The sequence below is a fragment of the Streptomyces sp. NPDC006510 genome (assembly GCF_040611955.1).
GTDB lineage: Bacteria > Actinomycetota > Actinomycetes > Streptomycetales > Streptomycetaceae > Streptomyces.
In genome coordinates, this window is the sequence record NZ_JBEXPH010000103.1 from 1 (window position 1) to 19,962 (window position 19,962).

Below are 19,962 nucleotides of genomic sequence, written 5' to 3' on the forward strand. Positions count from 1 at the left end.
TGCGGAACGGCCGGCCCGGAATGGGCGGCTCAGGCGCTCGACGCGGCCTCGGCCGCGTCGAGCGAGGCCAGGACCTCCTGGACCGGGATCCGCCCGTTGGCCACGAGCCGTCCGCCGGAGCGGCGCAGGGCGGCCGCGAACGGTCCGGCCCACACGTTCTCGTAGATGACGATCCCGGCGGCGCTGCCCGGTTCGAGAACCGCGCTCACCTCGTCGATGTCGTCCCGGCCGAGCAGGCCGGAGGACGCCCCTTCGAACACGGTGAGCTCGTCGTGGCCGTCCCCGGTCAGCTCGGAGAGTTCCACACCCGCGACCGTTCCGTCCTGGTCCTTCCTGACGAAGACCAGGTCCAGGATCCGGATGATTCCCCGGTCGACCAGGTCGACCAGCAGGGGCAGCCCTTCGCCCGTCATCCGGCTTCCCGGGAACTCGACCACCAGGTAGTCGATCGGCCCCGTCTCGTCCGTTTCGCTGCTCACACCGGCTCCTCAGAGTCTCGACTGCCCCGGATCCGGCCGGGGCCTGTGCCTCCGTCATTGCAGCAGCGGGCGGGCCGGTGCGCATCTCGGTCGTGGACGTGGACGAGCGCGGGCCTTGGGCCGAAGGAGGGACAGCGGGTCCCCCCGATGGCCGAGTGGTGCGAGCCGTACCCCGCCCGTCCCGCGCCGCCACGGATGGTTGTCGCGCGCGGACGGCCTGCGGAGGCCGGTCCGGATTCCCGCGGGGTTCGGGTACCGCCACGCGCAGGATGACGGGAGACAGCGATGACTTCACCGGCGGACACGGCCCACCAGCGGACGCCGTTGCCTCTGCTGCGGGGCCAGAAGGCACTGGTGACCGGTGCGAGCTCCGGCATCGGCAGGGCGACGGCGGTGGAGCTGGGTCGGGCAGGTGCCGATGTCGTCGTCAACTACGTCTCCGGCCGCGAAGCGGCCGAGGACGTGGTGCGGGAGATCGAGTCCTTCGGTGTGCGGGCGTACGCCCATGAGGCGGACGTCTCCCAGGAGGATCAGGTCGTCGCCATGTTCGCCCGCATGGTCGAGGAGTTCGGCACGGTCGATGTCCTGGTCGCCAACGCCGGCCTGCAGCGGGACTCCGCCGCCACGGAGATGACCCTGGACCAGTGGGACAAGGTGCTGGACGTCAATCTCACGGGACAGTTCCTGTGCGCCCGGGAGGCGGCCAAGGAGTTCGACCGCCGGGGCATCGTGCCCGAGGTGTCCCGCGCCGCCGGAAAGATCATCTGCATGAGCTCGGTCCACCAGATCATTCCGTGGGCAGGGCATGTGAACTATGCCGCGTCCAAGGGTGGCGTCCTGATGCTGATGCAGACCCTGGCCCAGGAATGCGCCCCGCGCGGCATCCGGGTGAACGCCGTGGCCCCCGGTGCCATCCGTACTCCCATCAACACCAGCGCCTGGGACACCCCCGAGGCCGAGGCGGAACTCCTCAAGCTGATCCCCTACCGCCGGGTGGGCGATCCGGTGGACATCGCCGCCGCGGTGACCCTGCTGGCTTCCGACCTGATGGATTACGTCGTGGGCACCACGATCTACGTCGACGGCGGGATGACGCTCTTCCCCGGCTTCGCCACCGGAGGCTGACCTCGTTCGCGAGGGCGGCGGACCGTACGGCGTCCAAGGAGGGACGGGCATGACGTCCGAACAAGTGATGGTGGGCGTGGGTCTCATCGTGGTGCTGGCGGTCGGCTCCCAGCTGCTGGCGAGCCGGCTGCGGGTCCCCGCACTGCTGATCCTGCTGCCGGTCGGCTTCACCGCCGGGGCGCTGACGGACACCGTCAATCCCGAGAAGCTGCTGGGCGCTGCCTTCTCCCCACTGGTCTCCCTCGCGGTGGCGGTGATCCTCTACGAGGCCGGGCTCGGCCTGGAGATCAGCCGGCTGCGCGGCCATACGCGTCGCATCGTGATCAGGCTGCTCTGGCTGGGGGCGCTCATCACCTGGCTGTCCGCCGCGCTGTTCGCCGTACCGGTGCTGAACATGTCCAAGGGCGCGGCCGTGATGCTGGGCGCGATCCTCGTCGTGTCCGGCCCGACGGTCGTCGGGCCGCTGCTCAACTTCGTACGGCCCTCCGAGCGGCTGCAACGCATCCTCGTCTGGGAGGGCTCCCTGATCGACCCGGTCGGCGGCATCCTGGGGGCGCTCGTCTTCCACGCCGTCGTCGCCGGTGAACGCAAGGGGTTCGGGAGCCAGTTGGAGCAGTTCACGGCCAGCGTCGCGGTGGGCGCGGTGGGCGGCGCGATCGGGGTCGGCGTGCTGTGGCTGCTGCTGCGTCGTGTCCGGATGAGTGAGGAGCTGGCCACCTCGGCGCAGATCGCGGCGGTGATCGGGATCGCGGCCGCCTGTGACGCGCTGCGCGAGGACACGGGACTCATCTCCGCCATCGCCATGGGAATGGCGATGGCCAATCTGCCGGGCCTGGACCTGCCGGCTCGCCGGCCGTTCCTCGACACACTGGTCTCGCTGATCATCGGTCTGCTGTTCATCTCCATCTCGGCAACGGTCACCCCCGACTCGCTGCGCCACGTGGTGCTGCCCTCGCTCGCGCTGGTCGCCCTGCTGGTCCTGGTGGTGCGCCCGCTGGTGGCTCTGGTGTCGACGGCCGGTACCGATGTCCGGGGTGGGGAGAGGTGGTTCATCGGGTGGATGGCCCCGCGTGGCATCGTCGCCGCGGCGACCGCCTCCACGTTCTCGGCGACTCTGGTGGCGCGGGGCGTCGACGGCGCCGAACGGATTCTTCCCGCGACCTTCGTGGTGATCGTCGCCACCGTCACGCTGTACGGCCTGACGGCGTATCCGGTCGCCCGGCGGCTCGGGGTGCTGCGCCCCGCACGGTCCCGGCCACTGCTGGTCGGCGGCGCGCCCTGGGCGGTCGACCTGGGGCGCGCGCTGGACTCGGCGGGGCTGGACGTGCTGATGTGGGCGGGCGCCGAGCAGCAGCGGGCCCGGATCGAGGCGGCCGGGCTGCCCCTGGCTCCGGGCGAACTGCTCGCGGCGGCCTCCGGGGCCGGGGCGGAGCTGGCGGGCATCACCGGGGTGCTGCTGCTCACCGACGAGGACGACTTCAACGCACTCGCCGCCATGACCCTGCGGGAGAGCGTCGAGGGCCCGGTCCACCGGCTCGGTCCGGCCGCCGACAGCCAGGGCGTGGTGGCGCCGTACACGGGGGGCGAACCCCTCTTCCGTACCGGCCTGACCGGGCCGGAGCTGGCCCGCCGGTACGAGGCCGGAGCCCGGGTGATGACACGGCGGGCCGACGGAGCCGTCCCGGCCGGGCACGACGTACTGTTCGTCGTCCGCGCCGACGGGCGGCTCGCCCCGGTCACCAACACGCACACCCCGGATGCCCGGCCGGGCGACACCGCGGTCCTTCTCGGTCCCCCGTCCCGGCAGTTGTCGGTCTGAGCGCCGTCAGCCGCGTTCCCTGGCGCGTGCCCGGTCCAGCGCGTCGTCGAGGGTCCGGGCCGCCGTGATGAGCGAGAGATGGGTGAACGCCTGTGGGAAATTACCGAGTTGCTCGCCGGTGGGGCCGATCTCCTCCGCGAACAGGCCGACGTGGTTGGCGTAGGTGAGCATCTTCTCGAAGGTGTAGCGGGCCGTGCGCAGCCGGCCCGCGCGGGCCAGGGCGTCGACGTAGAGGAACGTACAGAGGCTGAACGTGCCCTCGGAGCCGCGCAGTCCGTCCGGGGACGCCGCGGGGTCGTAGCGGTAGACGAGGCTGTCGGACACGAGTGTGCGGTCCATGGCGTCGAGCGTGGTGAGCCAGCCCGGGTCCTTCGGGGCGAGGAACCCGACCCTGGGCATCAGCAGCAGCGAGGCGTCCAGCACTCCGCCGTCGTAGTGCTGGACGAACGCCTGCTCGGACTCGTCCCAGCCCCGCTCCATGACCTGTTCGAGAATGGCGTCCCTGGCGAAGGTCCACCGGGCGGTGTCGGCGGGTCTGCTGAGTTCGGACGCCAGGCGCAGGCCGCGGTCGAACGCCGCCCAGCACATCACCCGGCTGTAGGTGAAGTCCTGCCGTCCGCCGCGGGTCTCCCAGATGCCCTCGTCGGGCCGGTCCCAGTGGTCCACGAGCCAGTCGAGGGTCCGGGCCACGACCTGCCAGCCCCGGTAACCCGCCTGGACACCCACCTCACGGCCTTCGGACAGGGCGTAGAGGGCCTCGCCGTAGATGTCGAGCTGCAACTGGCCGGCGGCCGCGTTGCCGAGCCGTACCGGGTACGAGCCGCGGTAGCCCTCGAAGTGGGTCAGGAACTCCTCCGTCAGCAGGGGTTCCCCGTCGACGCGGTACATGATCCGGAGGGCTTCCTCTCCGTTGTCCTCCCGGAGCCGGTCGCCGAGCCAGTGGGTGAAGGCGATCGCCTCGTCCACGAACCCGAGGTCGAGCAGGGCCCGCACCGACAGCGAGCCGTCCCTGATCCAGGTGTAGCGGTAGTCCCAGTTGCGTTCGCCGCCGACCTGCTCGGGCAGACCCATGGTCGCGGCGGCGACCGGTGCGCCGGAGGGCGCGTAGGTGAGCAGCTTGAGCGTGATGGCGGACCGGTTGACCATGTCCGGCCAGCGGCCCCGGTAGTGGGAGGTACGCACCCACAGCTGCCAGAAGTCGATGACCTCCCCGAGTTGTTCCATGACGGTCTCGGCGGTCGGTTCCGGCGGCGCGGGCCCGTCCGCTCCACAGACGGTGAAGACCGCGACGGCCGACTCGCCGACGTTCAGCACCACTTCGCCCACGGCGTCCTGGCCGTCGCGTGTCACGGGGAAGTCGGTCTGCAGGTGTGCGGCGATCCGCGGCGAGCGGAACACGGCTCCTCCGGGGCGCAGATCGAGCTCGTGGGAGGCCCGGCCGTAGTCGAACCGGGGCCGGCACTCCATGGCGAACCGGACGGTCCCGCGCACCGCGCGCACCGCCCGCACCAGGGTGTGCCGGTCGGTGGGGACCCCGGTGCGTTCCGGTGGCATCCAGTCGAGCACCTCACCGACGCCGTCCGGTGACATGAAGCGGGTGACCAGGACCGCGGTGTCCGGGTAATAGAGCTGTCGGCAGGAGCAGTCGGGGTCGTCGGGTGCCAGCCGGAAGAAGCCGCCGCGGTCGTGGTCGAGCAGTGCGGCGAAGATGCTGGGGGAATCGAACCGGGGGGCGGCGAACCAGTCGACGACTCCCTGCGAGGAGACCAGTGCGGAGGTCTGCAGGTCGCCGATCAGCCCGTGTTCGGCAATGGGCGGGTATCGGTCCATGTACTTCCAATCCCGGACGGCCTCTTTCTGGGTTCCCACTATCCGCCCGGCGCCCCGTTGTCGCCCGTTCAGGCCGCTGCGCCCGCCCCACGGGCTTCCCCGGCGGTGTGCGGCCGGATTGCCCGCCGCCCCGCCCCCGGCGTTACTGAAGGGGAGACCGCCCGCACCCGGGCCGGCAGTGACCGGCGGCGCCGGTGCGGGACTTCGTGGAGGTTCAGAATGGACATGATCCATGTCCGCGCGGTGAGCCCGCCGGACCTGACCGACCGGGTGGTGGACCGGCTGGCCGATGACCCGTGTGTGCTGAATCTGATCGTGCAGCCGGGCGCGGCACGCAATCCGGACGGCGACGGCATCTCGTGCGACGTGCTGACGGGAGCCGCCAATGAACTGCTGCGCAGCCTGCGCGCCCTGCGCCTGGACCGGCGCGGCTCCATCGTCATCGAACCGGTGGACATCGTCTTCTCCGGCCGGGCTGCCGACGCCGGGGCCCAGCGGCTCGGGCCACTGGCCCGCGCGCCCGTGTGGGAGCAGGTGGAGGCCCGCATCCGCGCCGAGGGGAGGTACCCGCCGAGTTTCTATCTCTACCTGGTCATCGCGGGCCTCATCGGTTCGGTCGGGATCGTCACCAACTCCCAGATCCTGATCGTCGCGGCGATGGTCGTGGGCCCCGAGTACGGTGCCATCGTCAGCGTCGCGCTGGGCATCGACCGGGGCGAGCGGCAGCGGATCCGGCAGGGCCTGACGGCACTGTCCACGGGCTTCCTGCTGACGATCCTCGTCACCTTTCTCTTCAGTCTCCTGATCCGCGGCTTCGGCCTCCAGTCGGCGGCGTTCGAAGCGGGGCTGCGGCCGGTCTCCAACCTGATCAACACGCCCAACTTCTTCTCGGTCGCCGTGGCGACGCTGGCCGGAATCGTCGGCATCGTGTCCCTCACCGAGGCCAGGACGAGCGCCCTGCTGGGCGTCTTCATCTCGGTCACAACCATCCCGGCCGCCGCGGATCTCAGCGTCTCCACCGCGTTCGGCAGTTGGTCCGATGCCCGGGGTTCGCTCGTCCAGCTGCTGGTCAACATCGCGGTGCTGATCGTGGTGGGCACGGCCGCGCTCAGGTGCCAGCGGGCGATCTGGCGACGGGTCGGCCTCCGCCACGACGAGGCGGGACGGCGGTCCGGGCGCGGGACCTGACGGGCGGCGTCCAGATGATGCCGGAACCGGGCCGAGCCGCGATGATCGGACACAGGGCGCGAATGTGCCGGCCGGCTTGGCGCCCTGGCACCCGTCCGCCTCGGACCGGGGCGGTGCGGCGAAGGCGGCATACGCCCGTGGAGCAGTCAGGAGGGCCCCGATGCCCCAGGACGCGAGCTCGATGCTCAGGACGGCACCGGATGCGACGCCCGAGCAGCGAGCGGCTCGCGGCAAGGCGGCCCGGCGCGAGGCGCCGCGGTCGAGCCATGCCGAGTTCGATCCGCCGGCCGACCGGCCCGACCCGTTGGACATCCTGGAAGCCCAGTCCGCGGCCAGAGTGCCCGAGCTGGTGCCGATCCGCTACGGACGGATGACCGAGTCGCCGTTCCGCTTCTACCGGGGCGCCGCCGCGATCATGGCCTCCGACCTCGCCACGACCAGGGTTTCCGGGATCAGGGCGCAACTGTGCGGGGACGCCCATCTGCTGAACTTCGGGCTGCTCGCCTCACCGGAACGGAATCTGCTGTTCGACATCAACGACTTCGACGAGACCTCACCGGGCCCCTGGGAGTGGGACGTCAAGCGCCTGGCGACCAGCTTCGTCATCGCGGGCCGGGCGAACGGCTTCACCGACGAGGAGCGCGCGGACATCGTGATGACCACGGTGAGGTCGTACCGGGAGTCGATGATCCGGTTCGCGGGCATGCGCAATCTCGATGTGTGGTACTCGCGGATCGACATCGGCCGTCTCGAAGCACTGGCGTCCCAGCAGTTGGCGAAGCGCGGCCGCAAGAAGCTGGCCCGGGCCGCCGCGAAGGCCCGCACCCGGGACAACCTGCAGGCCTTCGACAAGCTCACCGAGACGGTGGACGGACAGCCACGCATCGCGGCGGACCCGCCGCTGCTCGTACCGGCCGCCGATCTGCTCCCGGAGGGCGAGCGCGACGCGATGCGGGAGCTGTTCCGCGGACTGCTCACGCGTTACGGCCGCAGCCTGCCGTCGGACCGGCGGGCCCTGCTCTCGGACTTCCGCTTCGTGGACATGGCACGCAAGGTGGTCGGCGTCGGCAGTGTCGGCACGCGCTGCTGGATCATCCTGATGCTCGGCAGGGACGGCGAGGATCCGCTCCTCCTCCAGGCCAAGGAGGCCGATACCTCGGTGCTCGCACCCCATGTCGGCCCCGGCCCGTACCGGAACCAGGGCGAGCGCGTGGTATCGGGGCAGCGACTGATGCAGGCGGCGGGCGACATCTTCCTCGGCTGGGAGCGGATGGAGGGGATCGACGGCAGGCGCCGAGACTTCTACGTACGCCAGTTGCGCGACTGGAAGGGCGTCATCGAGCCGGAGGACATGGTGCCGTCCGGGATGCGGGTGTTCGGCGAAGCGTGCGGTACCACGCTGGCCCGCGCCCACGCGCGTTCCGGCGACCGGATCGCCATCGCGGCGTACCTGGGGCGCGGCCCCTCGTTCGACCGGGCGTTGACGTACTTCGCCGAGAAATACGCCGACCGCAACGAGCGGGACCACCAGGCGCTCGTGGACGCGGTGCGGGCCGGACGGCTTCCCGCGGTCCGGGACGTCTGAGCCTCCCCCGGCGGCCCGCCCGCGTGCTGGTCCAAGGGGATGGCAGTACGGTAATCACCGCACCCGTACAGCGGGGACATCACGGCCGAATCCAGGCATTGTGCTATGTCCTTGTGGACGCTTGCGGGACAGCGTGTTCCAGACGGTTGCGACGCCGAGGAGACAACGACCATGTCGACCGAGCCCGCCGCAACACCCACTGCGGCAGTGAACCCCTTCGCGCTGATCCGCACCCGTGGTTACGCCGTGCTCCTCGTGATGGCGGCGGCGCTCGGAGTCCCGGTCTCCGTGGTGGCGTTCGGTTTCCTCGCGCTCGTCCATGAACTCCAGTCGCTCACGTACCACAGCCTGCCCCGGGCGCTCGGTTTCGCCGGTACGCCGTCCTGGTGGCCGGTGCCGCTGCTCGCCGTCGCGGGTCTGCTGGTCGGGCTGACCATCCGCCACCTGCCGGGGAAGGGCGGTCACCGGCCCGCCGACGGGATGGTGAGCACGGGGGCGCCTTCGTCGGTGGAACTGCCCGGCATCATGTTGGCGGCGCTCGCCTCGCTGGGCCTCGGGGCGGTGCTCGGCCCCGAGGCACCGCTCATCGCGATCGGTGGCGGACTGGCCGTGTTCGCGGCGCGCCTGGTCAAGCCCGGCATCGAGCCCGGCGCGAGTGCCGTGATGGGGGCCGCGGGAAGCTTCGCCGCGATCAGTACGCTGCTCGGGTCGCCGCTGCTGGGTGCCTTTCTCCTGATGGAGACCTCGGGGCTGGCCGGGATGATGCTCGGAATGGTCCTGGTGCCGGGCTTGCTGGCGTCCGGCGTCGGCGCGCTCATCTTCACCGGACTCGGCTCGTGGACCGGGCTCGGGACGTACTCCCTGGCACTCCACCATGTGCCCCGGGCCACGGGGCCGGACCTCGCGCAATTCGGCTGGGCAATCGTCGTGGGCCTGGCTGCGGCCTTCGTCGGCACGGGCATTCAACGGCTCGCCATGTTCCTCCAGGCGCGGGTGGAGCGGCGGAGGGTGGTGGCCACCGTGGTCATGGGCCTGGTCGTCGGCGTGGCCGCCCTCGTGTACGCGGAAAGCACCGGACGGGACGCGTCCGGGGTGCTGTACTCCGGCGAGAACGCCCTCGATCCACTGCTGGCCGAGAGCGCCGGATACTCGGTGGCCACGCTTCTGGTGCTGGTCGCCTGCAAGGCGGTGGCGTACTGCGCGTCCCTGAGCAGCTTCAGGGGAGGCCCGGTCTTCCCGTCGATGTTCGTGGGAGCGGCGGGCGGTATCGCCCTGTCCCATCTGCCGGGACTGAGCCTCACGGCGGGCTTCGCGATGGGCATCGGCGCCATGTGCGTGGCGATGCTCAAGCTCCCGATGACCTCGGTGCTGCTGGCGACACTGCTGCTGGGGTCCGAGGGCCTCACCGTCATGCCGCTCGTGATCGTCTCGGTCGTGGTCTCCTATGTCGTCACGCTCAGGCTCGCGCCGCCCCCGGCCGACGCGCCCGTGGCGCCCGACACGCGGTCCGGGGCCGACGCCCGGCCGGATCGAGGCTGACGGACCCCTGCCGTGGCCTCAGACGCTCTCCTCGCGCTGCGAATCCGCGCACAGCGCCCAGATGATGAAGATGTCGATGGCGATGAGCACGAGGGACCAGAACGGGTAGTGGGGCAGCCACAGGAAGTTGGCGAGTGCGCCCAGACCCGCGAGCACGATGCCCAGCACGCGTGCCCACATGGCTCCGGTGAACAGCGCGCAGCCGGCGAGAACGATGACGATGCCGAGAACGAGGTGGATCCAGCCCCAGCCGGTGAGGTTGAACCGGAACACATAGTCGCGGGTGGCGATGAACACGTCGTTCTTGGCGATGGCGGCGATCCCCTCGAAGATCGCCATCGCTCCGCCGAAGATCATCAGCACCGCCGCGAAGGCGGTCCAGCCGAGCCGGAAGGGGTGCTTCGAACCGGAAGGGGTGTCGGGCGCTACTTTCGGTCCGTTGGCAGTACTGGCCATTGCGGCCTCCTCGGATAGCAGAGCAGCCCGGCAGACCGGAGTGGGCCGCCGGGGCCTCCCCGAACAAGCGTGGCACGTCGGCAGCCGGTCGGCAGAACAGCCGCTCCCGGGAGCAGCCACCATGACACAATCTGTCTCCAGATGGAGATATCATCTCCATCGTGAGAGAAACCGAAGAGATGGAGCCCGGCTCCGTCGATGCCCGGCTCGCCGCGCGGCTGGGCGAACTGCGCGCCGAACGCGGCTGGTCGCTGGACGAGCTCTCGCGACGCAGCGGGGTGAGCCGCTCCACGCTGTCCCGGCTGGAGCGGGGCGAGTTGAGCCCGACCGCCGCCCTGCTCGACAAGTTGTGCACGGTCTACGAACGGACGATGTCCCGGCTGCTGCTGGAGGTGGAGGCGGAGCCCCCGCAACTCGTCCCCGCCGCACGGCAACCGGTCTGGCGGGACGAGGCCTCGGGCTTCGTACGCCGCTCGGTGTCGCCTCCGCACACCGGGCTGCGCGCGGAGGTCATCGAGGGCACCCTCGACGCGGGGGCCGCCATCGCGTACGAGAACGCGCCGGTGCCCGGCGTGGAGCAGCACGTCTGGGTACTGGACGGAACGGTCGAGATCACCGTCGACGGCACCGTGCACACCGTGCGCACCGGCGACTGTCTCCGGTTCCGGCTGCGCGGCCCCTCGCACTTCCACTGCCCGGGACCGGAACAGGTCCGCTATGCACTGATGATCGTTCTGCCATGACCGCCGCGAAAGCCGCGAAGACCGTGAGAGGACCCCGCACGTGATCGAGATCGTCACCGTGAGCGGCCCCGAACTGGTCACCTACGCCGACGAGTTGGCCGCGCTCCTGGTGGACACCGTGGACGGCGGATCGTCGGTGGGTTTCCTCGCGCCGCTGGACCGTGACTCGGCCGCCGCCTGGTGGCGGGAGCGGGCCGGGGCCGTCGACGCCGGCCGTCTTGAGGTCTGGATCGCCCGCGAAGCGGAACGGGTCGCGGGGACGATCGGCCTGGTCCGGGCCCCACTGCCCAACGCCCGTCACCGCGCGGAGGTGGCCAAGCTGATGGTGCGTCCGTCGGCCCGCGGCCGGGGCCTGGGCCGGTCGTTGCTCGATGCCGCCGAGCGGTCCGCCGCCGGGGCGGGCGTCACGCTGCTGGTCCTGGACACCGAGAGCGGAAGTCCCGCCGAGCGGCTCTACCGTTCGGCGGGCTGGACGGAGTGCGGCTCGATCCCGGACTACGCGGAGGACCCGGCCGGGATCCTGAAGCCGACGACGCTCTACTACAAGGTGATCGGCTCCGCGCCGACGTCGCCCGACCGGCCGCCGAATCCGTCGGCGTCCTCCCGGTGACGAAGCCGCCGCCCGGCCTCGCGGCTCCGGGCGGGCCGATCTCCTGGGCGAGGCACAGGAGTTCGGCGGCTCTGCCCGTGCCGCACGCGCGTCGCCCATCGGGGTCATGCCGCGGCCGACACGGTGGCCGCGGTCCCGCAGGTCGGTGACGTGCGGGACCTTCGGGCGGCCTGACAACCGGCTTCGTACGGACCGGCCCCGGGCGTGACAATGGCTGCGGAAGCCACACCTCACGAGGAGACCCTCATGACGCTGCACGACATCCCCCTGCGCACACTCACCGGCGAGCCCACCTCGCTCGCCGACTACCGGGGCCGGGCGGTCCTGTTGGTGAATGTCGCGTCCAAGTGCGGACTCACCCCGCAGTACGCGGGCCTGGAAAGGCTCCAGAACGAGTACGCGGACCGCGGCTTCACCGTACTCGGCGTGCCGTGCAACCAGTTCGCCGGCCAGGAGCCGGGAAGCGCGGAGGAGATCCAGACCTTCTGCTCGACGACGTACGGTGTCAGCTTCCCGCTGCTGGAGAAGACCGACGTGAACGGCGAAGGGCGCCACCCGCTGTACGCCGAGCTGGCTCAGCTGGCGGACGCGGACGGCGAGGCCGGTGACATCCAGTGGAACTTCGAGAAGTTCCTGATCTCGTCGGCGGGCGAACCGGTCGCGCGCCTGCGCCCGCGCACGGAGCCGGAGGACCCCGAGCTCATCGCGGCCATCGAGTCCCTGCTGTCGGCCTGACGGAACGCCGCTCGACCGCCGGACGGGCCGAAGACCGGCCCGCCCGGCGGTCGGACACCCCTAGCGAATCGGCATGCCCGAGAGGGTGCGGGCGATCACCAGGCGCTGGATCTCGCTCGTGCCCTCGAAGATCGTGTAGATCGCCGCGTCCCGGTGCATCCGCTCCACCGGGTACTCGCGGGTGAAGCCGTTGCCACCAAGGATCTGGACGGCCTGGGCGGTGACCTTCTTCGCCGTCTCGCTCGCGTACAGCTTGGACATCGAACCCTCGGCCGAGGTGAACGGCTTGCCGGTGGTCGCCATCCACGAGGCGCGCCACACCAGCAGCCGGGCCGCGTCGATCTGCGTACGCATGTCGGCGAGCTGGAAGGCGATGCCCTGGTTGTCGATGATCGGTCGGCCGAACTGGGTGCGGGTCTTCGCGTAGTCCAGCGCCACCTCGTAGGCCGCGCGGGCGGTGCCGACCGCCATGGCGCCGACCGCGGGACGGGACGCCTCGAAGGTGGCCATCGCGGCGTTCTTCACCCGCTCACCACCGGACGCGGCGCGCTCACGGGCCCGCGCCAGGCGCTGGTCGAGCTTGTCCTTGCCGCCGAGCAGGCAGTGACCGGGGACCCGGACGTCCTCCAGGACGACCTCGGCGGTGTGCGAGGCGCGGATGCCGTGCTTCTTGAACTTCTGGCCCTGGGAGAGACCGGGGGTGTCCGGCGGCACGATGAACGAGGCGTGCCCCTTGGACCCCAGCTCCGGGTCGACCACGGCGACGACGACATGGACGTTGGCGATGCCGCCGTTGGTCGCCCAGGTCTTGGTGCCGTTCAGCACCCACTCGTCCTTCGCCTGGTCGTACACCGCGCGGGTACGCATCGAGGCGACGTCGGAACCAGCGTCCGGCTCGGAGGAGCAGAAGGCCGCGACCTTGACGTCGTCGGCGTCCCCGTACATCTGCGGGATCCAGGTCCCGATCTGCTCCTCGGTGCCGTTGGCGAGGACGCCCACGGCCGCCAGGCCCGTACCGACGATGGACAGGGCGATGCCCGCGTCCCCCCAGAAGAGCTCCTCCATCGCCATCGGGATGCCGAGACCCGTCGGGTCGAAGAACTGCTGCGCGTAGAAGTCGAGGGAGTAGATGCCTACCTTGGCCGCCTCCTGGATGACGGGCCAGGGCGTTTCCTCACGCTCGTCCCACTCCGAAGCCGCCGGACGGATCACATCCGCGGCGAAGCCGTGAAGCCAGTCACGGACCTGCTTCTGGTCATCGTTGAGTTCGAGCGTGAACTCCGCCATGTTCCCCTCCACGTACTGCTATGGAAACCACTCGTTACTTGCGGTAACCGCAGTCTGTTACCGACAAGTAGCCTCTGTCAACCGCTCCGGTTCGGATCCGCACGGCGCCGGGCAGGGTGTTACGTTGCGCAGGCAGGACGCATTTTGCACAGCCAGGGGCGGGGAGAGGCGACATGGAGAGCACACGACAGGCAGAGCGCCAGCGGACAGCGGCCGAGAGCCGCCGCCGCGAGCTGCTCGAAGCCGCCGACCGCGTGGTGCTCAGGGACGGGCCGGGGGCCTCGATGAACGCCATCGCGGCGGAGGCCGGCATCACCAAGCCCATCCTCTACCGGCACTTCGGCGACAAGGGCGGCCTCTACCGCGCCCTCGCCAAACGCCACACCGACGCCCTGCTGATCGCCCTGCGGGCCGCGCTCGACGCCCCCGCCGAGCGCCGTCGGCGCGTCGAGTCGACACTCGACACCTATCTCGCGGCGATCGAGGCCCGCCCGCAGGTCTACCGCTTCCTGATGCACCCGGCCGACGACGCGGCACCCTCGACGGAGCAGGGCTTCGATGTCGGACGGCACTCGGCGCCGCTGCTGCGCCGGCTCGGCGAGGAACTCGCCCTGGTGATAGCCGAGCGGGTCGACCTGGGCCCGGACAGCGAGGCCATGGCCCGCATCTGGGGCCACGGCATCGTCGGCATGATGCACGCCGCGGGCGACTGGTGGCTGGGCGAACGCCCCTGCTCCCGCGAGCAGTTGGTACGCAGCCTGGCCGATCTGCTGTGGGGCAGACTGTCCGCCGCGGGCGACCGGCCGGGCGGCCCGGGATTCTGACGCACCGGACGTCAAGGACCCGGGAGCGGTCAGCCGGTGCGCGCCCAGGGCGCCCGGCGGGCCGCACGCAGCGCCCTTCTGCGGCGCAGCCCGGTCAACCGGTCCGTGTAGACCGCGCCTTCGAGATGGTCGCACTCGTGCTGGAGGCAGCGCGCGAAGAAGCCGGTGCCGGTGACCCGGACCGGTTCGCCGTCGACCGTGAAGCCTTCGACGACGGCCCGGTCGAACCGCGGGGTGCCCGCTTCGAGGCCGGGCAGCGAAAGACAGCCCTCCGGGCCGCGTACGGTGATGCCGTCGGCCTCGACGAGCCTGGGGTTGACGAGATGTCCGAGGTGCCGGATGTCGTCGTCGTCCGGGCAGTCGTAGACGAACACCCGCAGCGGAACGCCGATCTGGTTGGCCGCGAGGCCGACGCCCTCGGCCGCGTACATGGTGGCGTACATGTCCTCGACGAGACGGGCGAGCGAGGGGCCGAAGTCCGTGACGGGTTCACAGGTCCCGTGCAGCACCGGATCGCCGAGCAGGCTCATGGCACGAATCAGTCCGGAAGTGCCGGGGATCGGGCGGTTTCGCATGGCCGCAATCGTACGTTCCACGTGACCTCCACCTTCCCGGCGGTGCCAGGGTGCGGTCGCCGCGCCGGACATCGATAGGCTGGGCGTGGACCGATGCAAGGAGGATCTAGGACGATGGCAGGCAACACGGAGCCGCTGTCGCCGCGGGCCAAGCTGGCCGTGACGGCGGGCAAGGCCGCGGCGGCGGTGTCACGCGCCGCAGGGCGCGGCAGCGGATCGGTGATCGGCGGCCGGGTGGCGCTCAAGCTCGACCCCGACCTGCTGGGGCGGCTGGCGCAGCACCTGGACGTGATCCTCGTGTCGGCGACGAACGGCAAGACGACGACCACCCGGCTGATCGCCGAGGCACTGCGGGCCGCGGGCCCGGTCGTGTCGAACGCGCTCGGCGCCAACATGCCGGCGGGCATCACCTCGGCGCTGGCCGGCGGCTCGGACGCGCAGTACGGCGTGATCGAGGTCGACGAGAAGTACCTCGCCGGTGTCGCGCGCGACACGACGCCCAAGGTGATCGCGCTGCTCAACCTCTCCCGCGACCAGCTGGACCGCGCGGCGGAGACCCGGATGCTGGCGGAGAAGTGGCGTGAGGGGCTGTCCGGCTCGAAGGCCGTGATCGTCGCCAACGCCGACGACCCGCTGATCGTCTGGGCGGCGTCCTCCTCCCCCAACGTCGTGTGGGTCGCGGCGGGACAGGCGTGGAAGGACGACGCCTGGTCCTGCCCGTCCTGCGGCGGTGTGATGCAGCGCCCCGGCGACGACTGGTTCTGCGGCGAGTGCGGATTCCGCAGGCCCGCGCCCAGCTGGGTCCTGCACGGCGACTACGTCCTGGACCCGCACGGTTCGGCCTGGCCGATCCACCTCCAGCTGCCCGGCCGCGCCAACAAGGCGAACGCCACCAGCTCCGCCGCCGTGGCCGCCGTCTTCGGTGTGCCGCCGCAGGTCGCGCTGGAGCGCATGTATCAGGTGCAGGCCGTCGCGGGCCGTTACGACGTGGTGTCCTTCCTCGGCCGTGAGCTGCGGCTGCTGCTCGCGAAGAACCCGGCGGGCTGGCTCGAAACGTTTTCCCTGATCGACCCGCCGCCCACGCCGGTGATCCTCTCCGTCAACGCCCGCGGCGCGGACGGTACGGACACCTCCTGGCTGTGGGACGTGGACTACACCCAGCTCGCCGGCCACCCGATCTTCGTGCTCGGCGACCGCAAGCTGGACCTGGCGGTCCGCCTCGAAGTGGCCGGTCTCGACTTCCGGGTCTGCGAGAACCTCGACGAGGCCGTGCAGCAGTCCCCGCCGGGCCGTATCGAGGTCATCGCCAACTACACCGCCTTCCAGGATCTGCGCCGTCGTGTCGGCAACTGACCCCGGCCCCGGCCACCTCCGGAGAGGACGAAGCATGAGCAACAACGGTCTGCGTCTGGTCTGGGTCTACCCCGACCTCCTCAGCACCTACGGCGACCAGGGCAACGCGCTGGTGGTGGAGCGCCGGGCCCGGCAGCGCGGTCTGGACGTTCAGCGCGTCGACGTGCGCAGCGACCAGCCGATCCCGACGTCCGGCGACATCTATCTGATCGGCGGCGGTGAGGACCGGCCGCAGCGTCTCGCCGCGGAGCGGCTGCGCCGGGACGGCGGGCTCAGCCGGGCCGCGTCGAACGGCGCGATCATCTTCTCGGTCTGCGCCGGCTACCAGATCCTCGGGCACGAGTTCATCAACGACCTCGGTGAGCGCGAGCCCGGCCTCGGGCTGCTCGATGTGGTCTCCACCCGGGGCGAGGGTGCCCGGTGCGTCGGTGACGTACTGGCCGACATCGACCCGCGGCTCGGCCTGCCGCCGCTGACCGGGTTCGAGAACCACCAGGGCGTCACCCATCTCGGCCCGACGGCACGGCCGTTCGCCCGGGTGCAGTTCGGCGGGGGCAACGGCACCGGCGACGGCACCGAGGGCGCGTACAGCGACACCGTCTTCGGTACATACATGCACGGCCCCGTGATGGCGCGCAACCCGCAGATCGCGGACCTGCTGCTGAAGCTGGCCCTCGATGTGAACGCCCTGCCGCCGACGGACGACCGCTGGTACGAGGCGCTGCGCGCCGAGCGCATCGCGTCGGCGACACAGCCCGCCTGATGAGGCACTTTTCGCTCGTCTGAGCGGAGTCCAGCAGGCGGACGCCCGGTTCGGTCCCGCCACCCTGCGCCGGTAGGGTGGCGGGGATCCAACCGGACGACGTGGTCCGGTCGTCGGCCCACGTTGCAAAGGTTTCCCGGGCAATGCGAATTGGTGTGCTCACCTCCGGCGGCGACTGCCCCGGCCTCAACGCCGTCATCCGTTCCGTCGTCCACCGCGCTGTGGTCGACCACGGCGACGAGGTCATCGGCTTCCACGACGGGTGGAAGGGCCTCCTGGAGTGCGACTACCGCAAGCTCGACCTCGACGCGGTCGGCGGCATCCTCGCCCGGGGCGGTACGATCCTCGGCTCCTCCCGGGTCCAGCCCGCCCATCTGCGCGGCGGTGTGGAGCAGGCCAGGGGCCATGTCTCCGATCTCGGTCTCGACGCGATCATCCCGATCGGTGGTGAGGGCACGCTCAAGGCGGCCAATCTGCTCTCCGAGGCGGGTCTGCCGATCGTCGGCGTGCCGAAGACCATCGACAACGACATCGCCTCCACGGATGTGACCTTCGGCTTCGACACCGCCGTCGGTGTCGCGACCGAGGCGCTCGACCGGCTCAAGACGACCGCCGAATCGCACCAGCGGGTGCTGATCGTCGAGGTCATGGGCCGGCACACCGGCTGGATCGCCCTGCACTCGGGCATGGCGGCCGGTGCGCACGCCATCGTCGTGCCGGAGCGCCCCTTCGACATCGACGAGCTGACCGAGGTGGTCGGCAAGCGTTTCTCGGCCGGCAAGAAGTTCGCGATCGTCGTGGTCGCCGAGGGCGCCAAGCCCCGCGAGGGCTCGTCCATGGAGATCGCACAGGGCACCACGGACATCTACGGGCACGAGCGGTTCGCCGGTATGGCCACGCAGCTCTCCTCCGAGCTGGAGCAGCGCCTCGGCAAGGAGGCCCGCCCGGTGATCCTCGGCCATGTGCAGCGGGGTGGCACGCCGACCGCGTACGACCGGGTGCTGGCCACCCGCTTCGGCTGGCACGCGGTGGAGGCCGCGCACCGCGGCGAATTCGGCATGCTGACGGCGCTGCGCGGCACGGACATCGTGATGGTGCCGCTGGGCGAGGCCGTGGAGACGCTGAAGACCGTCCCGGCCGAGCGGTACGCCGAGGCGGAGTGCGTGCTCTGAGCGACACCCGATCCGACGAACTGCCCCCGGCCGCAACTGCGGTCGGGGGCAGTTCTACTCTGGTCGGGACAACCGGCACGAAACGGGGACGCCCCCAGCAGGAGTGAACAGATGGATCACAGCGGGCACGGCATGAACATGGATCTGCCGCCGTTCACGCTGGGACGCGGGCTCCAGTTCTCCGCGGACCCGTTCTTCCTCATCGGATGCCTGCTCGGCATCGCCCTGTACGGGTACGCCGTACTGCGGCTGCGCAGACGCGGGGACAGCTGGCCGGTGGGCCGGATCGTGTTCTTCGTCGTCGGCGTGCTGAGCATCGCCCTGGTGATGTGCACCAAGCTCAACGACTACGGCATGGTCATGTTCAGCGTGCACATGGTGCAGCACATGGTGATCAGCATGCTGTCACCGATCCTGCTGCTGCTGGGCGCTCCGGTGACCCTGGCGCTGCGTGCGCTGCCGGTCGCGGGCCGTGGCCGCACGGGTCCGCGCGAGCTGCTGCTCAAGCTGCTGCACAGCCGCTACATGAGGATCATCACGCATCCGGTCTTCACGATTCCGCTCTTCATCGCCAGCCTGTACGGGCTGTACTTCACCCCCCTCTTCGACTTCCTGATGGGCTCGAAGACCGGTCACATCGCGATGATGGTGCACTTCCTCGCGGTCGGCCTGGTGTTCTTCTGGCCGATCATGGGCGTCGACCCGGGGCCGCACCGGCCCGGCTATGTGATGCGGATGCTGGAGCTGTTCGCCGGGATGCCGTTCCACGCGTTCTTCGGGATCGCGCTGATGATGGCGACGACGCCGATGGTGGGGACGTACCAGCATCCGCCGGCCTCGCTGGGCATCGACGCGCTGAGCGACCAGGGCTGGGCGGGCGGTATCGCCTGGGCCTTCAGCGAGATCCCGTCGGTGCTGGTGCTGATCGCGCTGGTCTTCCAGTGGTACCGCTCCGAGCAGCGGACGGCGAAGCGTTCCGACCGTGCGGCCGACCGGGACGGTGACCAGGAGTTGCAGGCGTACAACGCCTATCTCGCCTCATTGCAGGCGCGCGGGCAGTAGCGCCGGGCATGCCTCAGGGGTGACGATGGCATCCACGGCCGTGCGGCCGGTGAGGAGGGTGCGGGCATGTCCGGATCCACGAAGGCCATGGGAGTACTCACGCTGGCGGCCCTGGTCATGGTCACCGCCTACACGGTGGCGCTGGGGAGCAGCGGCTGGCTCTGGTTCGGCTGGGTGGTGCTCGGCCTGATCACCCTGGGGATGGCGGCGACGCGCGAATCCTGACCCCGGGCGCTCGCTGCCGGGTCCGGTCGGCGTACCGGCTGCCGACGGCGGTACGCCCGGACGGATTCGACCCGTGGGTCGCTCCGAGCGCCTGCCCGTTCCCGGGTCGGGAGGGGCACTGGCGTTCGGGCCACAGCGCCGTCGGAACCGGCGGCCCGACCCGAGGAGCTCCTGTTGGGGAACCATACGAGGACGGCCGCGGCCGTCGCGATCGTCTGCGCGGCTGCCCTCGTCGGCTGTTCGAACAGTGGCGGCGGCAGCTCGCCCTCCCCCAGTGCCACACCACCGCAGTCCCTCTCGCCGGCCCCTTCCGTCTCCTCCTCCGCGGTCGGCAAGGCGCTGATCACGATCAAGGACTTCACCTTCGAACCGGCCCACCCGACGGTCGCGCCGGGGACGCTGATCACCGTGGTCAACAAGGACGCCGAGACCCACACCCTGACCGCGACCGGCGCCAAGGCGTTCGACACCGGCAAGGTGGCGCCGGGGCGGACGGTCACGTTCACGGCCCCGGACAAGGCGGGCTCGTACCCGTTCATCTGCACCATTCACCCGTACATGAAGGGGTCGCTCACCGTCCGATGAGCCACGC

The 19,962-nt window shown here is 70.7% G+C and carries 20 protein-coding genes; 15 read left to right on the forward strand and 5 right to left on the reverse strand.

The features are described from left to right. Positions 1–29 precede the first annotated feature (29 nt). A complete protein-coding gene (locus tag ABZY11_RS27000; protein ID WP_356481618.1) occupies positions 30–479 on the reverse strand; it encodes a DUF6325 family protein in 450 nt (149 codons plus the stop codon). Positions 480–764: 285 nt separating this feature from the next. On the opposite strand from ABZY11_RS27000, the gene ABZY11_RS27005 reads away from it, so the two are divergent. Both ABZY11_RS27005 and ABZY11_RS27010 read left to right on the forward strand, forming a co-directional pair. Next, positions 765–1,604 carry an SDR family oxidoreductase gene (locus tag ABZY11_RS27005; protein ID WP_356481619.1) on the forward strand — a complete coding sequence of 280 codons (840 nt, stop codon included), beginning with the start codon at positions 765–767 and terminating at the stop codon, positions 1,602–1,604. Positions 1,605–1,653: 49 nt separating this feature from the next. Continuing rightward, on the forward strand, positions 1,654–3,423 hold the full coding sequence (locus ABZY11_RS27010) for a cation:proton antiporter (protein WP_356481620.1): 1,770 nt from the start codon (positions 1,654–1,656) through the stop codon (positions 3,421–3,423). A gap of 6 nt (positions 3,424–3,429) precedes the next feature. Here the strand turns inward: ABZY11_RS27010 and ABZY11_RS27015 are convergent, their stop codons facing one another. Then, positions 3,430–5,487 carry a glycoside hydrolase family 15 protein gene (locus ABZY11_RS27015; RefSeq protein WP_356481621.1) on the reverse strand — a complete coding sequence of 686 codons (2,058 nt, stop codon included), beginning with the start codon at positions 5,485–5,487 and terminating at the stop codon, positions 3,430–3,432. Between ABZY11_RS27015 and ABZY11_RS27020 the strand changes: the two genes are divergently transcribed. The 3 genes from ABZY11_RS27020 (at position 5,473) to ABZY11_RS27030 (ending at position 9,565) form a co-directional block, all read left to right on the forward strand. Further along, a complete protein-coding gene (locus ABZY11_RS27020; protein ID WP_356481622.1) occupies positions 5,473–6,441 on the forward strand; it encodes a DUF389 domain-containing protein in 969 nt (322 codons plus the stop codon). The two genes, ABZY11_RS27015 and ABZY11_RS27020, sit on opposite strands and share 15 nt — an antisense overlap. Positions 6,442–6,601: 160 nt before the next feature. Then, positions 6,602–8,026 carry a DUF2252 domain-containing protein gene (locus ABZY11_RS27025; protein WP_356481623.1) on the forward strand — a complete coding sequence of 475 codons (1,425 nt, stop codon included), beginning with the start codon at positions 6,602–6,604 and terminating at the stop codon, positions 8,024–8,026. A gap of 171 nt (positions 8,027–8,197) precedes the next feature. Next, positions 8,198–9,565, forward strand: a complete 1,368-nt coding sequence (locus tag ABZY11_RS27030; protein ID WP_356481624.1) for a chloride channel protein — start codon at positions 8,198–8,200, stop codon at positions 9,563–9,565. Positions 9,566–9,583: 18 nt separating this feature from the next. On the opposite strand, the gene ABZY11_RS27035 is transcribed toward ABZY11_RS27030, so the two are convergent. Continuing rightward, positions 9,584–9,922 carry a hypothetical protein gene (locus ABZY11_RS27035; RefSeq protein ID WP_356481641.1) on the reverse strand — a complete coding sequence of 113 codons (339 nt, stop codon included), beginning with the start codon at positions 9,920–9,922 and terminating at the stop codon, positions 9,584–9,586. A gap of 278 nt (positions 9,923–10,200) precedes the next feature. Between ABZY11_RS27035 and ABZY11_RS27040 the strand changes: the two genes are divergently transcribed. The 3 genes from ABZY11_RS27040 to ABZY11_RS27050 all read left to right on the forward strand — a co-directional run bounded on the left by ABZY11_RS27040 (position 10,201) and on the right by ABZY11_RS27050 (position 12,109). After that, positions 10,201–10,764, forward strand: coding sequence for an XRE family transcriptional regulator (locus ABZY11_RS27040; protein WP_356481642.1), 564 nt, complete (start codon positions 10,201–10,203; stop codon positions 10,762–10,764). 40 nt (positions 10,765–10,804) lie between these two features. Beyond that, entirely contained in the window at positions 10,805–11,374 is a 570-nt protein-coding gene (locus ABZY11_RS27045) for a GNAT family N-acetyltransferase (protein WP_356481625.1), read from the forward strand. 246 nt (positions 11,375–11,620) lie between these two features. Continuing rightward, positions 11,621–12,109, forward strand: coding sequence for a glutathione peroxidase (locus ABZY11_RS27050; protein WP_356481626.1), 489 nt, complete (start codon positions 11,621–11,623; stop codon positions 12,107–12,109). Between the two features lie 60 nt (positions 12,110–12,169). Here ABZY11_RS27050 and ABZY11_RS27055 read toward each other — a convergent pair whose 3' ends face one another. Continuing rightward, complete coding sequence (locus ABZY11_RS27055; RefSeq protein ID WP_356481627.1) at positions 12,170–13,396, reverse strand: acyl-CoA dehydrogenase family protein; 1,227 nt, start codon at positions 13,394–13,396, stop codon at positions 12,170–12,172. Positions 13,397–13,569: 173 nt separating this feature from the next. Between ABZY11_RS27055 and ABZY11_RS27060 the strand changes: the two genes are divergently transcribed. Beyond that, positions 13,570–14,220 (forward strand): TetR family transcriptional regulator, encoded by a 651-nt coding sequence (locus ABZY11_RS27060; protein WP_356481628.1) that lies wholly within the window; start codon positions 13,570–13,572, stop codon positions 14,218–14,220. A gap of 29 nt (positions 14,221–14,249) precedes the next feature. Here ABZY11_RS27060 and def read toward each other — a convergent pair whose 3' ends face one another. Further along, positions 14,250–14,795 carry a peptide deformylase gene (gene def / locus ABZY11_RS27065; RefSeq protein ID WP_356481629.1) on the reverse strand — a complete coding sequence of 182 codons (546 nt, stop codon included), beginning with the start codon at positions 14,793–14,795 and terminating at the stop codon, positions 14,250–14,252. Positions 14,796–14,909: 114 nt separating this feature from the next. Between def and ABZY11_RS27070 the strand changes: the two genes are divergently transcribed. The 6 genes from ABZY11_RS27070 to ABZY11_RS27095 all read left to right on the forward strand — a co-directional run bounded on the left by ABZY11_RS27070 (position 14,910) and on the right by ABZY11_RS27095 (position 19,955). Further along, positions 14,910–16,148 carry a MurT ligase domain-containing protein gene (locus ABZY11_RS27070; RefSeq protein WP_356481630.1) on the forward strand — a complete coding sequence of 413 codons (1,239 nt, stop codon included), beginning with the start codon at positions 14,910–14,912 and terminating at the stop codon, positions 16,146–16,148. 34 nt (positions 16,149–16,182) lie between these two features. Continuing rightward, a complete protein-coding gene (locus tag ABZY11_RS27075; protein ID WP_356481631.1) occupies positions 16,183–16,911 on the forward strand; it encodes a glutamine amidotransferase in 729 nt (242 codons plus the stop codon). Between the two features lie 143 nt (positions 16,912–17,054). Then, complete coding sequence (locus ABZY11_RS27080) at positions 17,055–18,083, forward strand: 6-phosphofructokinase (protein ID WP_356481632.1); 1,029 nt, start codon at positions 17,055–17,057, stop codon at positions 18,081–18,083. A 111-nt stretch (positions 18,084–18,194) separates the two neighbouring features. Further along, positions 18,195–19,145 (forward strand): cytochrome c oxidase assembly protein, encoded by a 951-nt coding sequence (locus tag ABZY11_RS27085; protein ID WP_356481633.1) that lies wholly within the window; start codon positions 18,195–18,197, stop codon positions 19,143–19,145. A 66-nt stretch (positions 19,146–19,211) separates the two neighbouring features. Further along, positions 19,212–19,370: a hypothetical protein gene (locus tag ABZY11_RS27090; RefSeq protein WP_356481634.1), complete on the forward strand. Its 159-nt coding sequence runs from the start codon at positions 19,212–19,214 to the stop codon at positions 19,368–19,370. Positions 19,371–19,544: 174 nt separating this feature from the next. Continuing rightward, positions 19,545–19,955 carry a cupredoxin domain-containing protein gene (locus ABZY11_RS27095; protein WP_356481635.1) on the forward strand — a complete coding sequence of 137 codons (411 nt, stop codon included), beginning with the start codon at positions 19,545–19,547 and terminating at the stop codon, positions 19,953–19,955. The last annotated feature ends 7 nt before the right edge of the window (positions 19,956–19,962 follow it).

What these genes read in the sequence shown, in the direction of transcription:
- ABZY11_RS27080 (WP_356481632.1), top strand. Translation starts at nt 17,055, where the DNA reads ATGCGAATTGGTGTGCTCACCTCCGGCGGCGACTGCCCCGGCCTCAAC.
- ABZY11_RS27005 (WP_356481619.1), top strand. Translation starts at nt 765, where the DNA reads ATGACTTCACCGGCGGACACGGCCCACCAGCGGACGCCGTTGCCTCTG.
- ABZY11_RS27060 (WP_356481628.1), top strand. Translation starts at nt 13,570, where the DNA reads ATGGAGAGCACACGACAGGCAGAGCGCCAGCGGACAGCGGCCGAGAGC.
- def (WP_356481629.1), bottom strand. Translation starts at nt 14,795, where the DNA reads ATGCGAAACCGCCCGATCCCCGGCACTTCCGGACTGATTCGTGCCATG.
- ABZY11_RS27025 (WP_356481623.1), top strand. Translation starts at nt 6,602, where the DNA reads ATGCCCCAGGACGCGAGCTCGATGCTCAGGACGGCACCGGATGCGACG.
- ABZY11_RS27085 (WP_356481633.1), top strand. Translation starts at nt 18,195, where the DNA reads ATGGATCACAGCGGGCACGGCATGAACATGGATCTGCCGCCGTTCACG.
- ABZY11_RS27010 (WP_356481620.1), top strand. Translation starts at nt 1,654, where the DNA reads ATGACGTCCGAACAAGTGATGGTGGGCGTGGGTCTCATCGTGGTGCTG.
- ABZY11_RS27050 (WP_356481626.1), top strand. Translation starts at nt 11,621, where the DNA reads ATGACGCTGCACGACATCCCCCTGCGCACACTCACCGGCGAGCCCACC.
- ABZY11_RS27040 (WP_356481642.1), top strand. Translation starts at nt 10,201, where the DNA reads ATGGAGCCCGGCTCCGTCGATGCCCGGCTCGCCGCGCGGCTGGGCGAA.
- ABZY11_RS27090 (WP_356481634.1), top strand. Translation starts at nt 19,212, where the DNA reads ATGTCCGGATCCACGAAGGCCATGGGAGTACTCACGCTGGCGGCCCTG.
- ABZY11_RS27035 (WP_356481641.1), bottom strand. Translation starts at nt 9,922, where the DNA reads ATGATCTTCGGCGGAGCGATGGCGATCTTCGAGGGGATCGCCGCCATC.
- ABZY11_RS27030 (WP_356481624.1), top strand. Translation starts at nt 8,198, where the DNA reads ATGTCGACCGAGCCCGCCGCAACACCCACTGCGGCAGTGAACCCCTTC.
- ABZY11_RS27055 (WP_356481627.1), bottom strand. Translation starts at nt 13,396, where the DNA reads ATGGCGGAGTTCACGCTCGAACTCAACGATGACCAGAAGCAGGTCCGT.
- ABZY11_RS27070 (WP_356481630.1), top strand. Translation starts at nt 14,910, where the DNA reads ATGGCAGGCAACACGGAGCCGCTGTCGCCGCGGGCCAAGCTGGCCGTG.
- ABZY11_RS27020 (WP_356481622.1), top strand. Translation starts at nt 5,473, where the DNA reads ATGGACATGATCCATGTCCGCGCGGTGAGCCCGCCGGACCTGACCGAC.
- ABZY11_RS27075 (WP_356481631.1), top strand. Translation starts at nt 16,183, where the DNA reads ATGAGCAACAACGGTCTGCGTCTGGTCTGGGTCTACCCCGACCTCCTC.
- ABZY11_RS27015 (WP_356481621.1), bottom strand. Translation starts at nt 5,487, where the DNA reads ATGGATCATGTCCATTCTGAACCTCCACGAAGTCCCGCACCGGCGCCG.